General features: G+C 63.6%; 14 protein-coding genes. 7 read left to right on the top strand and 7 right to left on the bottom strand.

The features are described 5' to 3' along the window. Nucleotides 1–28: 28 nt before the first annotated feature. Entirely contained in the window at nucleotides 29–1,150 is a 1,122-nt protein-coding gene (locus tag C8E96_RS09845; RefSeq protein ID WP_091379974.1) for a tetratricopeptide repeat protein, read from the bottom strand. Between the two features lie 183 nt (nucleotides 1,151–1,333). Continuing rightward, a complete protein-coding gene (locus tag C8E96_RS09850; protein WP_091380572.1) occupies nucleotides 1,334–1,699 on the bottom strand; it encodes a helix-turn-helix domain-containing protein in 366 nt (121 codons plus the stop codon). A 181-nt stretch (nucleotides 1,700–1,880) separates the two neighbouring features. On the opposite strand from C8E96_RS09850, the gene C8E96_RS09855 reads away from it, so the two are divergent. Genes C8E96_RS09855 through C8E96_RS09875 form a run of 5 tightly spaced genes read left to right on the top strand, consistent with a single transcriptional unit; the run spans nucleotide 1,881 to nucleotide 5,863 of the window. Beyond that, the gene (locus C8E96_RS09855; RefSeq protein ID WP_091380570.1) at nucleotides 1,881–2,150 is read left to right on the top strand and encodes a helix-turn-helix domain-containing protein; all 270 of its coding nucleotides are present in this window, start codon (nucleotides 1,881–1,883) and stop codon (nucleotides 2,148–2,150) included. Then, nucleotides 2,147–2,509 (top strand): WhiB family transcriptional regulator, encoded by a 363-nt coding sequence (locus C8E96_RS09860; RefSeq protein WP_324187105.1) that lies wholly within the window; start codon nucleotides 2,147–2,149, stop codon nucleotides 2,507–2,509. The genes C8E96_RS09855 and C8E96_RS09860 overlap by 4 nt, the downstream gene beginning before the upstream one ends. Continuing rightward, on the top strand, nucleotides 2,509–2,847 hold the full coding sequence (locus tag C8E96_RS09865; RefSeq protein WP_091379971.1) for a hypothetical protein: 339 nt from the start codon (nucleotides 2,509–2,511) through the stop codon (nucleotides 2,845–2,847). The genes C8E96_RS09860 and C8E96_RS09865 overlap by 1 nt, the downstream gene beginning before the upstream one ends. Then, the gene (locus C8E96_RS09870; RefSeq protein ID WP_228770087.1) at nucleotides 2,844–3,716 is read left to right on the top strand and encodes a hypothetical protein; all 873 of its coding nucleotides are present in this window, start codon (nucleotides 2,844–2,846) and stop codon (nucleotides 3,714–3,716) included. The genes C8E96_RS09865 and C8E96_RS09870 overlap by 4 nt, the downstream gene beginning before the upstream one ends. After that, nucleotides 3,713–5,863: an FtsK/SpoIIIE domain-containing protein gene (locus C8E96_RS09875; protein WP_091379965.1), complete on the top strand. Its 2,151-nt coding sequence runs from the start codon at nucleotides 3,713–3,715 to the stop codon at nucleotides 5,861–5,863. Before C8E96_RS09870 ends, C8E96_RS09875 begins: the two co-directional genes overlap by 4 nt. 187 nt (nucleotides 5,864–6,050) lie before the next feature. Here C8E96_RS09875 and C8E96_RS09880 read toward each other — a convergent pair whose 3' ends face one another. Both C8E96_RS09880 and C8E96_RS09885 read right to left on the bottom strand, forming a co-directional pair. Then, complete coding sequence (locus tag C8E96_RS09880; protein WP_133794311.1) at nucleotides 6,051–6,341, bottom strand: hypothetical protein; 291 nt, start codon at nucleotides 6,339–6,341, stop codon at nucleotides 6,051–6,053. Nucleotides 6,342–6,711: 370 nt separating this feature from the next. Then, nucleotides 6,712–7,560: a hypothetical protein gene (locus C8E96_RS09885; RefSeq protein ID WP_133794313.1), complete on the bottom strand. Its 849-nt coding sequence runs from the start codon at nucleotides 7,558–7,560 to the stop codon at nucleotides 6,712–6,714. Nucleotides 7,561–7,835: 275 nt separating this feature from the next. On the opposite strand from C8E96_RS09885, the gene C8E96_RS09890 reads away from it, so the two are divergent. Then, nucleotides 7,836–8,615, top strand: coding sequence for a hypothetical protein (locus tag C8E96_RS09890; protein ID WP_133794315.1), 780 nt, complete (start codon nucleotides 7,836–7,838; stop codon nucleotides 8,613–8,615). 271 nt (nucleotides 8,616–8,886) lie between these two features. Here C8E96_RS09890 and C8E96_RS34605 read toward each other — a convergent pair whose 3' ends face one another. The 3 genes from C8E96_RS34605 to C8E96_RS09905 form a co-directional block, all read right to left on the bottom strand. Continuing rightward, complete coding sequence (locus C8E96_RS34605; protein WP_228770086.1) at nucleotides 8,887–9,123, bottom strand: helix-turn-helix domain-containing protein; 237 nt, start codon at nucleotides 9,121–9,123, stop codon at nucleotides 8,887–8,889. Then, nucleotides 9,116–9,571 carry a helix-turn-helix domain-containing protein gene (locus tag C8E96_RS34610; RefSeq protein WP_091379956.1) on the bottom strand — a complete coding sequence of 152 codons (456 nt, stop codon included), beginning with the start codon at nucleotides 9,569–9,571 and terminating at the stop codon, nucleotides 9,116–9,118. The genes C8E96_RS34605 and C8E96_RS34610 overlap by 8 nt, the downstream gene beginning before the upstream one ends. Before the next feature lie 140 nt (nucleotides 9,572–9,711). Further along, a complete protein-coding gene (locus C8E96_RS09905) occupies nucleotides 9,712–10,155 on the bottom strand; it encodes a hypothetical protein (protein ID WP_133794318.1) in 444 nt (147 codons plus the stop codon). Nucleotides 10,156–11,042: 887 nt separating this feature from the next. On the opposite strand from C8E96_RS09905, the gene C8E96_RS09915 reads away from it, so the two are divergent. Next, the gene (locus C8E96_RS09915) at nucleotides 11,043–12,167 is read left to right on the top strand and encodes a hypothetical protein (protein ID WP_228770085.1); all 1,125 of its coding nucleotides are present in this window, start codon (nucleotides 11,043–11,045) and stop codon (nucleotides 12,165–12,167) included. Nucleotides 12,168–12,466: the final 299 nt, after the last annotated feature.

Below are 12,466 nucleotides of genomic sequence, written 5' to 3' on the forward strand. Positions count from 1 at the left end.
GGGATCACCGCTCTTCGTGGCTATCGATTTATGTTGTCGGTAGTCGAAGCTGTTTCAATCGCCGCAATTGGCGGTCGGACTTGATTTGACCAGCGAGCTGACGCGCTTGTCTTGAGTATGCGTCTGTAGCGTCACGCTGTCCTGAGGCAGCGTGGGCATAGGCGAGATCGACAAGCAGCCCAACTTTGGCGCGGGTGAACTCGGCGGGCAGACGCGGGAGGGCACGTGTCAGGTAGTCGATCGCTTGCGGATCTCCCAGTCTTGCCAAAGCGTTGCCCCGCCATCGGTCCAAGTGGCCATCACCCAGAAAGAGGAACGGCAGAGTTGGGTCAACCGGATCGACAGGCAGCGAGGCTCGTGCATCATCGAACGCCCGTAGAGCTTCGTCCCGTTTGCCCGAGGCTGCGTATCCCTCACCGTGTGCTGCGGCCAGCCAGGTTCGGAGAAGAGGGCTGGCGACGTCATCAGCCAGCGAGCGTGCTTCGGCAAGCTGTTCGAGTGCTAGCGCGGTTTCGCCGAGGTCGATGAGGACGAATGCCTGTTCCGCTGTGGCGTGAGCAAGTAGCGACGTCGAGCCAGCCTCCCGCGCGGCGGACTTGCCCCGTTCGTAGTGGTCCCAAGATTGGTTAATCGCGTTGCGGTCCAGCGACTCCCAACCGGCCAGCGTGGACGCCTCCGTTAGAACCCCAGCAAGTTCCTCGCGCTGGCCTCGACCTGCGCTGAAGCGGAGTAGCGCGCCGACCTGGTCGATGTGGCCGCGAAGTTGGTCTAGAAGTGACATGCCGCCGAAGCGGCGGTCCACGTGGCGGGCGTTGTCGACCTGGCGGCGGAAGATGTCGATCGTGGCTGAGTCGACGGTGCGAGCGACGGCCAACCGCGCGCGCAGCTCGTTCGCTTCGTCGTCTTGAATCTCGGGTGGGAACCCTAACTCGTCGTTCGTCCGGCCGTAGATCTCGCGGAACAGGCGCTGATATCCCTTGCCGCTAACCGGCTCATGGCCATTCTCCCAGCGCGACAGTTTTGTCTTCAGGCTGGTGCGGGTCGCGACGGGTTCGCCAATGCGTTCGGCGCGGTTGATCAGCATCGTGATCACGGACTCTGCCGAGTAGCCGAGTTGCTTCCGCGTGCTCTGGAGCGGGGTACTTGGCATCAGGATTCACCGCCAACATAACCGCGCTGACCTGCGTGGTTATCGCGGGTTAATAGCCCCGCGGTTAACCCGAGCCACCTGTTTTCGGCTGCCAAAACGCCGATTGTTGTAAGTATGAACAGCAATCGGAACGACGCGGCGGCTACCAAGTCGCTGACACGAGTGTCGCCGCCCATGGTGCGGCTACCTCTGGTCTCGCCGCAGTGTGGTGCTGGCCAGGTCGTCAAGCCGGTCGCTTATGTCGTCCAGGCGGTCCTGTATGGCCTCCAGGCGCGACAGGATGGTGTCGGTGGGGTCGCCGGTCTGGCCCGGCGTGAGTGGCTTGCGTCCGTAGAGCAGCGCGGCCAGGTGGCCGGGGTGCCATTCAAGAGCGAGGGACAGCGCCTCCAGCGTGCGCGTACTGCGCCGGCGTTCGACCGTGTGATTCTCGATCTCGCGGATGATTGCCTGCGAAACCTGCGAGCGCTCCGCAAGCTCCCGTTGGCGCAAGCCAAGTTCGCGACTACGCGACTTAATGGCCTTGCCGACCGCAGACCAATCCTCTTCCACGTATTCCTCCGCGCTCCGCCTCAGCGCCGAGATTAGCGTGCACGCCTGATTCGGGTGCCGGGGTTGACCCGCGGCCACTCGATTGGAACAGCCGCGCTTTCCGATTCGCTGAGATCAGCGGGAAAGTGCGATGAAATAATCGTGATTCATTCCCGTTAGGAAATCTTCCATGGCTACCGCTATGTCTAATGCCGGTCCGCCGGCGTTCTACACGGTGCGCGAAGCGGCCCGGATTCTTCGCGTAGATCCGTCCACCCTCTACCGGGCGATCAGGGAAGGCGGGTTCCCCGCTGTTCGAGTTCGGAACCGTCGATACGTGGTTCCGGCCGCCGTGCTGGACCAGCTCGTGTCTGCGGCGGCTGAGTCCGGGTGCTTGGTCGACCCCGGCCGTATGGCGGCTGAGCGTCGGATTGCTCGTGAGGTCGAGCGTCAGTCCGGGGGTGCGTGGTGAACGACTACGTGGACCCGGAGGACTACTGGGAGATGTTGGCGGCCGACTTGGACCGCTACGCGGCGGTGCCCGATGAGGTGCTGTCGGAGATCGTGACTCGGGATGGCGCGTGCATGGCGCTGTTCGATGAGGACAACGCGCCGGACTTCACGGGTGATGCGGTGTCGGATCGGGAGCTGGCCGCGCGTGTGTGTGCCGGGTGTCCCGTGCGGCGTGAGTGTCTGGAACTGGAGTTGCGGACGGCTGGTGAGTTCACGCTTGGAGTGTGGGGAGCGCTGAACGAAGAGGATCGGCGCGCGGTTTACCCCGTGTGGCTCGCCCGCCGTGCTCGCGCCGAGCGGGACGGGGGTGACCAGTGATGGAGCCGATCACGATTCCCCCGGTCTTTCTGGTCGCGGGTGTTGGTGTCCTGGTGATCGGGTTGCTGTTGTGGCGCTCGGGTGCGCGAAAGGCGCGCGTGGCGGCTGACGCGGCACGGGCCGGGGCGCGTGCGGTGTCACTGGCCGGTCGGGTGCTGGTGCTGGCCGGGCTGATCGTCGGAGTGGAGTGGGTGGTAATCACCTACGCGTTCCACAACGTGACGCTTGTCGGTGTCGTTCTCGGACTGCCGGCGTTGTTCGCGGCGCACACGGTAGTTCGGGCGGTGACGGTCGTCGGTGACGGCGGCGGTTCGCGGCGCGGAGGTGGGAAGCGATGAGCACCCCGCTTGCGGGGCCGTCGCGGGGAGGGTCGGCCGCTGTGCGGCCGGCCCGCCCCGGCGGTGGCACCCAGTTGAACAGGTTGGCAGCACAGGCACGGCAGGCCGCCAGCGTGCGGGCGTATCAGACGCACCCGGACGTCGTGGCGCTGAGAGTTGAGCAGGTCCGTACGCAGGTAGATCGGTTGTGCTGGGCGGGAATCGTGCTCGGACTGGCGTTCACGATGACCAACGTTCAGCGGTTCGCGGCCGGGTCCGCGGCGGCCTGGTCGTTGCCTTGGTGCACCGCGTGGTTGCTCGATCCGATGGTGTCGTTGGTGCTGCTCGCGATCCTGCGAGCAGAGCAAGTGACGGCCCGGTACCGGGTGGCAACGGGTGCGTGGGTGCGGCGCGCGAAGTGGTTCACGCTCGCGGCCACGTACGTGATGAACACGTGGGCGTCGTGGGCAGCAGGGTCGGTGTCCGGGGTGGTGTTGCACTCGGTGCCGCCGCTGGTTGTGTTTACCGCCGCTGAGGCGGTGACCGATCTGCGGGACAAGCTCACGGCTGCCGTCGCCGCCGCGTTCACCGAAGCGGAGGACCAGCCGCCGACGCTGGCGGCGGTGAACACCGTCCCCGTTCATGAGCAAGCGGCGGACAGGCCCGTCGGTGAACGGGTCAAGCGCGGTCGTCGGGCGCGGCCGGTGAACGGGCGCAAGCTGTTCGCGGACTACCTGGCGGACGCGCGCGCGGCGTGGTCGCCCGATGTCGAGGTCACCCCTGCGTGGATTCGTCAGGTCACCCAGTGTTCGCGGGGGCTGTCGTCGCGGTTGGCCGCAGCACTGGTCGCGGAGCTGGCCGAGGACGGCGGTCAGGGGGTGCGGTCATGAACGCCGATCGGGAGTTGGTGAACGCGACCACGCGTGACGTCTTGGACGTCGGTCCGGTACTGGAAGGGGAGTTGGTCGACGAGTCGGAGCGTCCCCGGCTGGTGTCGTGGCGGGACCGATTCGCCCGCTGGTGGCGGTACTCGCCACGCGTGCCCATGGCCTTGAAGGGCTGGACAAATGTTCGGCAGGCAGTCCGGCACGCGGCGGTGTGGCTGTTGGTTCAGCCGTGGCGCTATGCCCGTGCGGTCGTGCGGGGCCTGGTGGTCGCGGTCCGTTGGTGGCGGTCGTGGGTGAAGGTAGGTGACTACCGCGACGCGGCGGTCGCGTCGGAGAAGCTGGCGGACAAGTTCACCGAGATCCGTGAACTCACGATCTTCCGATGGAAGGTCACCGGCGCGGTATTGGTCGCTGTGGTTTGCGGTGTCCTGACTACTTACCTGGTCTATGGCGAACAGGTGTGGTGGTGGACCGGTGCCGTGGCGTCGGTGTCGTTGGCGGTTCTCGGTAGGCGCAAGGACGGTTCACCCGGACGAAAGCCGGTGTTGTCCGGTCCTCGGAGTCTGACGTGGACGATGGATCCACAGGTCTTGGTCGACGCGTTCCGCGACGCGAAGTTGATCGGCAAGGACGAGACGTTGCGGTTGGTGGAGCGGGCAGCGAGGCAGGGCGACGGTTGGGCGGTGACGGTCGATCTACCAGCGACGCGCAAGGCGGCCGACGTGGTCAAGAACCGCGACGCGTTGGCCTCAGCGTTGGCCGTCGATGAGGTCCAGTTGATCACCGAGCGGGTCCGGGGCAACGGCGGACACGCGGGTCGGGTGGCGCTATGGGTCGCGGATGCCGATCCGTACGCGTCGGCGCCACTTCGGACTCCATTGCTCGGGGTGGCGCGGTGGGACGCGTGGCGTCCGGTGCCGTTCGGCCGCGATGCGCGCAACCGCCGGATCGATTTGCCGCTGGTGTGGACGTCACTGTTGGTCGGTGCGATTCCTAGGCAGGGCAAGACATTCGCTGCGCGATTGGCAGCCGCGGGCTTGATCTTGGACCCGCATACTCGGCTTTACGTGGCGGATTTCAAGGCCGGAAAGGACTGGGACGCGGTAGGTCTGGTCGCGCACCGATTCATGTCCGGTGACGAACCCGCGCACGTGCTGGCACTGATCGATTGGCTGGTGGAGTTGGTCGGGGAGGTTCAGGGTCGGTATCGGCGGATGCGGGAGTTGGATGACCTGACGTGCCCGGAATCGAAGATCACCCCCGCGATGGCACGGGATTTGAGCCTGGACATGCCGATCACGCCGATTGTCATTGATGAGGTTCAAGTGCCGTTGGAGGAACGCACACCCGTTGCAGTGCAAGGAAAACGTCTCCCGGCAGGCGAGTACGTCGGGGAGCTGTTGACCTGGTTGGCGAAGAAGGGGCCTGCGGCCGGAGTCGTTCTGGTCCTGGCGACACAGCGGCCGGACTCCAAGACGATCCCCTCTGGTCTGCGCGCGGTTCTCGGGTCGCGGTTTGCCCTGCGGGTGATGGATTGGCGGGACAGCAACATCGTCCTTGGGGAGCAGATGAACACACGCGGCTACGACTCCAGTCGCCTGCTGCCCTCGCACAAGGGTGTCGGCATCCTCCGGCCCGATGGCGAGACCGACGCGGGCGCGGACGTGTTGGCGATGACGGTGCGGACCTACTACATGCCGAACGAGGACTGGCGGGTCATCTGCCGCCAGGGCCGTGCCCTACGCGAACAGGAAGGAACCTTGACAGGACACGCGGCCGGACAGAACACGCCACCCGTGATCGAACGCGCTGACCTGGCGTTGGCTATCGGCACGCCCCAACCCCGGCACGAGGAGGAAGCCGCAGACGACAGGATCGAGTTGCCCGAACCGCTCGGGTCGGTGATCAACTACCTGGACGACCATGACGACGGCCGCACGTTCGTCACAAGCGCGGAGCTGATCGACGCATTGGGGGCGGACGCGACGTGGTTCGGTAGGCAGATGAGCGAACTGGGGTGCCGGTCCACGCGGGAACGCGTCGAAACGGACGGCGGCACTCGCCAAGCGCGGGGCTACCGACTGGTGGACCTGCGGGCCGCTGCCGACCGCATCGCCGAGGACGATGACGGCGGGGCGGACAGGTTGTGAGTCCTGCTGCCTATTGTCACACGCCCGACTTGCTGTCACAGCCCGCCAAGACAGTAAGAAGTTGGCCTCCACCAGGGCAACCAGGTGTCGGTGACAGTGAGACGGTAAGACAGCAAACCCATCACAACACAGCGAAACGCCCCAGTCGGGCCATATCGAACGTGGTCCGACCGGGGCGGCTTCTGTCTCAGCGCAGCTTGAAGCCGAGGACCTGCGACCTGATGAACAGCAGGTTGTCGACTGCCGGACGGGCGGGTTCCCACGGGCCGTCATACAACGCCGGCCCGCGTCCGGCAATCTCTGCCTCCCACAACTTGCCGAACACGCGCTGACGGACGAACCCGACCAACACTGAGTCCTTCGTCGCGCCCGCCGTGATCACGTACGTACCGTCGATTGCCAACCGGGCGCGCCTGGGCACCTGCACTGAGCGAGTCGACCACTTCCTTTCGACGCGCGTACCGAGGAAGCGGATCATCATTCGTGACGGAATCCGTGACAATTCGGGTTGAGTCGGCCGAGACCGGCGACCGGGAAGCCGCCGGACGCGCACGGCGGGGCGTCCCCGGACGATGCACGTTGAGTGCTGGCGGAACGGGCCACAGGCGCGGAGTCCTCTGCCGTGGCGGCATGTGAGGCCGGGGACGAGGCGGGGCGGAAACTGTGAGCGCGGCGGGACTGATTGCCGTGACGACCGCGACCAACTTGCTGATCGCGGGACCGGGTCACGGCCAGCGAGCAACGCGCGGCGTGCGGCGGTGGTGGTGGACTCATCGGCGCGGCGCGTCCAGCACGCGGCCACTATGGCTGCTGCACTCCCGCTGTACAGCAGCATCGCCGAGGGCTGCTTAACCGAGCGCGCCGGGGCGGCGCAGCGGGTCCTGGAGCGTTTCGTAGCCAATATCCAAGGCAAAAGAGCCTTCAGACTTGGGAAACATCTTCCACATCTGTTCCTGGACTTTGTCAAAATCGCCGATTTGATTTAGCTTTTGTTCAAAGTATCGCCACATCCTGCCAATTGTCTCGTTTGAACAATCGGCGCCGACGCTATGTCTCCAAAATGCTTGGTACGCACGCACCCAGTTTGAGACATCAACGTATGATCGCAATGACTGCTGTTCTCGCCTTACGTCAATAATGCTACGCTTCGAGGATAGCTTCGCACGTCTTCCGGCGATATCTACCGATGCGCGAAGGTTTACATTCGGAGACCCGCTGGTGCGGGTACTTACGATGTATGGCCATATATCGAAGTAGACATCCGCGTGAGCTCCAACTTCCAATCTGATCGTTTCGGAAGACGTCGCTCCGCGAATAACCTCTGGGCCCAATGGAAATGGGCGAACGTTCGAGCGTTGTCGACCCCATCGTTTGTGGCGACCTCTATCCAGGGCTACATTACTAATCGTGATCGGCTGCCGTCCTACATTGATGACAGTGATTTGAACGAGGTCTACAAACCATTTAGGCGTTGTAATCGAAAATGGAGGCTTCGTATCCCACCTGCCGGCTGGGCCGCGCATTGTCGTTCCGTCCGAATATAATACTGCCGGGCGAATGGATACGGCGACTCTTGCGCCCGAGAGTCGGTAGAGAAATACTTGCCAAACGATGCCGAATAAGGTGATGGTCGCACTGACGATCGCGACAACTAGCGCAGCGTTGGAGGTGGCAGTCGGATCGGCAGCGAGGATCATCTGTGCATCCTAGGAGGAGGAAGGCAGTCACCGACGAACCCGGCGACCGAGCGCCTGACCCCCTTCGCTGTTGGGCCTGCCCGCGCGGCGAGCGCCTTCTCTGTCGGTAGAGCTGCTCGGCTCGGTTCGCGGTTTCCCGGTTCGTCTTGACGCACCGCAGCGTGCGCGGCTCCCCCCGTCCATCCCAGAGACCTGCCGCGCGGCGAGCGCGTTGTTTGTTCATGTCTGCTCGGAAGGGCAGCCCTGGATCCTCAGGGAGCAATTACCATGGCGGGATGACAGGTGGGTGGGATCAAGAGCTGCAACCGGGGCAAGGTTTTCGATTCGCCGTCGGCACCCAGAGCGGCGTAAAGTCAACGGTATACCGCATTTGGACAGCTCGAAATAGGTCTGATGTTTACATCGCTAAACTTCCAACCTCTTCAATGACGAAGGTAAGCCTCCACGAATCTGGCAATTGGCAGTATTCGTTCCTGTCGAATGTGGCCATGAAGGTCGGCAGTAAGAATTCAGAGCGGCACATCGAACGATGGAAGAAGCCAGAGCCATTCGCCGAGGGGTGGATTCGAGCGTTCTTTATTACGATCCCGCGCACCGAGCTCCGTCTTGTGAACGTGGAAGCCGCTGATGTGCGATGGATTGAAGACCCAGGCGCAGGGTACTGGGTAAGCATAGAGATAGTGCTGGTAGACCCAGGAGTTCTTACCACTCTCAGCTTTGATGGCGTACTTGTTGGGAAATTGCGCTTGAGGAACGACGGCATGGCTGCCGTTCTTGCGACTCGACACAAACCCACGAAAGAGGAGGGCCTTCGTATCGCTGGATTTCGCGAGTCTTTTTACACCGGGCCCATCCCATTTCAGGCCGAGTCCTTCACCACGCCCACGGTTGAACTGTTTGGCAGCAGTAACGATGGGGCGCGCTGCTTCACGCAGATCTCCCTTACCGTCCCACCTGCTGAAGTGAGGACCATCTGCACTGGCGACCTTCCCACTTCGCTCCCCTTGATCCCGAAGGACAACTGGAAGCTTCTCGACCTGGACTCGAAGGACTAGCCACGGTTCGGTATCCGCGGGCCCGATCGCCTTCCCGTGTGATTGGACAGCCAGCTTTCAATGCAACCTCTTGGAGTTGGCACGTCCTGCGCCCGCCGCCCGCGCGGGCCGGTCCGGAGGACCGAGGCCCGCGCGTTGGCGTGCCGACATCGGCAGAGCGTGCCGCGCGGCCACCGGAGGGCGTCCGCCTTGAACAAGTAGAAAACTCTGTCGGCCCCAGTCAAGCCGCCACTCGTTCACCCGCGCTCAGGAAGGCGCGATATTTCGCGGGTCACTCGACGCTCCGCCGCGATGCGGCCTGGATCAACCAAGCCATCTGTCTCGGCGACTTCCGCCAACAGCCGGTCCAGAAGTGCGGCGGGATGACGTACCGAGATCGCAAACGCACTGCGGGCAAGCCGTCCTCTCGGATGACTCGGTACAGAGTCGAGGCACCGACGCGAAGGATTTCGGTCGCTTCCTTGACCGTGAAGAACGTAGGTCGGGCGGTGTGATTGATTTCAGGCATGATGAGGTAGCCCCGTTCCCCGTGAGTTCGTGTCGAGAGCGGACGTTTCCTCGTTCTCTCTATGGCTCAGGGCCATGGTGAGAACTTCGGCCAGGTCCAGCCCAGCAGCCAGACAGAACCCGCCGAGCAGTTCGGCTCGCAGCCCACCCCATCCGTACGGGCCGGTCATCGACCTGCGGAGTCCATGGCGGGACATCGCCGAAGCCACTATTTCCGCCGGGTCGCACTCCAGGACCCCGCACAGACTCACCAAAGCGCCTATGGGAATACCGAGACGACCCGTCGCGGTCTCCCACCGCCACAACGTCGACTGAGACACGCTCAGCCCCGCCCACACGCATGCTTCCTGCAGATCGGCAAGCGACCAGCCCTTCCGCCTTCGCGCATCGCAGAGTTGCTCACCCACATCTCCAAGCCACCCGCGCCCAACTGCCGTCACCGCGACCACCGCACTGTCCGCGCGACGACGGCCCTGTTCCTCAGCACTGGTTGCCGCACTTCAGACACACGTTGTAGTTCTTGCCCTGCACCGGAATCCCCACGTGGTCCCCACCCTCCGGGCAATTTCCGGCAGTGGGCAGCGGCGGGTCAAACGGCCGTCCCGTCGTCGTTGGCAGGGTCGGGGGCACAGTCGTGGATGCACTGCTCACGGGTAACCGCCTCAACAAACAAGTCGTGATGGACATTCGCGTCGGTGTAGATGTCGGAATAGATCGAGTCCCCTTTGGACGCGATCACAAAGTTCTGTTGCCGCAACTGGTCTAGGTCGTCCTCGTCGCCGATCGACACCCATTGGCGGTCCTGCGACGACCACACTTCCGCGTGCAAGATGTGCTCTCGCGTCCGCGCATCCATCCACTCCGCGACCGACCACGGCGACCACAGCACCGCGTCTGCCGGTCGGGAAAGACGATCGGCTCGGTATCCCGCGCGCATCGGAGCGCCGTCCTCGCGGCGCTCAACGAACGCATGCCAGTGCACGCCAACTTCCCGCCATTCCTCGGAGGGCAGGAACGCGCTAAGAGACGTCAAGGGAACGCACCCCGCATGGCCTCCCCGAGGCGTTTCCCCTCAGGCGTAGGTGCTTTCGCCAGACACCGTTCACACGGCATTCCCGCGAACCGCTCCAGCACCTCCGCCGCGCCCGGCTGGATCTTGAATGCGCACCAGGCCGTCAGAACGTCCGGCAAGACGCCGTCCGTCTCCGGGACTGGCACCACATGGACCACGCGTTGCGTCTCTCTGACTCCGGGACCCGGACGCAAGCGGACGAGGAGGATGGGGACGATTCCGGAGTTGTCGACTGCGGTCATCGCGCACCCCCAGCAAGCAAGCGCATCCACCGTGGTGGGCGGATGTGTCGGCGCGGACGACGCGGTGTGCAGATCCGGGACGATGCCGCCCGCACCTGTGCCCATGCGTGCAGGAATCGGATACACGCCGCGCAGTCAGGCCGGGGAGCGTCGTGCGCGGACTTGGGTAGCACTCGTGTGCCACAGAGTGCTTCGTATACCCCCGACTGGCGAGTGGTGAACTCTTCATCCCGCACGGCGTGGTCGTGCCCGTCCAAGCAAGTCAGCCAGATCACCGGAGGTCGAGCGCGCGTCGTCGCCATCACGACCGGCCCCGTGCGTCGCGCCTGACGTCTCGCACTGTCAGGAAGATCGTCACCGCGGCCGTTGTGCCGACGATGATCAGAACCCAGGTTCCGCCCATCCCAACTCCCTTGACTTTCTCCGATGACGCGCCGCGCGGATCACCGTTTGTGGCCGTGCCATGTCACACTGAAATCAGCGTTTCGTCATCGTAGTCGGACAGGAACGTCCTGCGGGCGACATAGGCACGACATGAGCACGACGTTTGGGTGGGAGGCAGTCAGCATGCCGAAGAGGGCGTCACATCACGGATCGGCTCGAACCGTGCTTGAACAGAGAATTCGGCAGCGCAATCAGACCTTCGAAGAGTTCGCAGAGTTCGCAGAACGTTTCGCGCGCGAAAATGGCGAGGTTGGATCGATCAGCGTCCGCCATCTTCAGCGGTTGGTTGCCGCGCGAAGGGCTGATGGTCAGCCATTGGTGACGGTTCGCCCCGCGACTGCCCGACTCCTGGAGCGGATATTCGGCCTAGAGATCGATGAGTTGCTTGGTCCGCCGGGCCGCGCTATTGGCATGGACTCCGATGTCGAACTTCGGCAGATGCTGAGTGCGTCGAGTCGCGTGGACGAATCTGTGATCGACCTTCTCGGTGAGCAATTGGATGCCATTCGCCGATTGGACCGTCAGTTGGGCGCAGTCGTGGCGCACGATGAGGTTACGACGAAGTCCGCGCAGGTTCAGCGATTGCGCTCGTTCAGCCTCTCGCCGACCGTCCGCGCCCGGCTGGCCGCGCTTCAGTCGGAGCTGTGCACCTTGGCGGGATGGCAAGCGCTTGACATGGGCGAGCAGACGGAGTCTTGGAAGTTCTATGAGTCCGCAAAGATCGCGGCATCCGAATGTGGGGACTCCGCGTTTGTGCATCACACTGCGGCGGAGCAAGCATTCGTGCTTCTCGACATCGGAAAGAATGATGAAGCCGTGGAACTGCTAACTCACGTTGCGGACAGTGCGCGTCGGAATTCTTCACCATTGCTGCGGGCGTGGCTGTTGGCCGCGCTTGGCGAAGCGCTCGCGGCATTTGGCAACAGGTCCGGAAGCTTGCGCGCATTCGACAAGTCGTCACGGATATTGTCCGATAACACAAGCGACGGCGATGGTCCCTACGTCGTTTTGGACTCCACCCATCTCGCGAGATGGCGTGGACATGCGCTTGCGCGACTCGGAGAGCCTGAGGCCGTCCAGGTGCTCAGGGCGGCGCTCGATCAGCTCGATCCCTCGTTCACCAGGGCGGCTACTGGACTGCGGGTTGATCTCGCTACGGCACTCGCGGTCCGTGGTGAACGGGACGAAGCGCGGGTGCACATCGGGGTCGCAGAGCGAGACGCGGTCGACATCGGATCGGTGCGGCAGAGGCGGCGGATTAGGTCACTGTCCGCAGTTCTCGCGTAGTGACTTCAGTCACAATTATGCGCCGATGCCCGTGGTCGGTTCGTGGCCTGGTTCGTGGCCCGAACGGGTTCCGTGCATGCCTCAGATGACAGTCTCAGGCCACGTATGCTTCGCAAAACACCAGGTGAAGCCCTATGTACCACGTGAACAAGACACTCGTAATGAATAGGTCAAGGGTTCGACTCCCTTAGGCGGCTCGCAGGTCAGGCCCCGTCCACACGCTGGTGTGGCCGGGGCCTGACTCGTTTCGCCTGACCAAATGCTTGACCAAGCGGGGCAGTCGCCGGTGTGCGGCCCAG

Source organism: Actinokineospora alba (assembly GCF_004362515.1).
GTDB classification, from domain to species: Bacteria; Actinomycetota; Actinomycetes; order Mycobacteriales; family Pseudonocardiaceae; genus Actinokineospora; species Actinokineospora alba.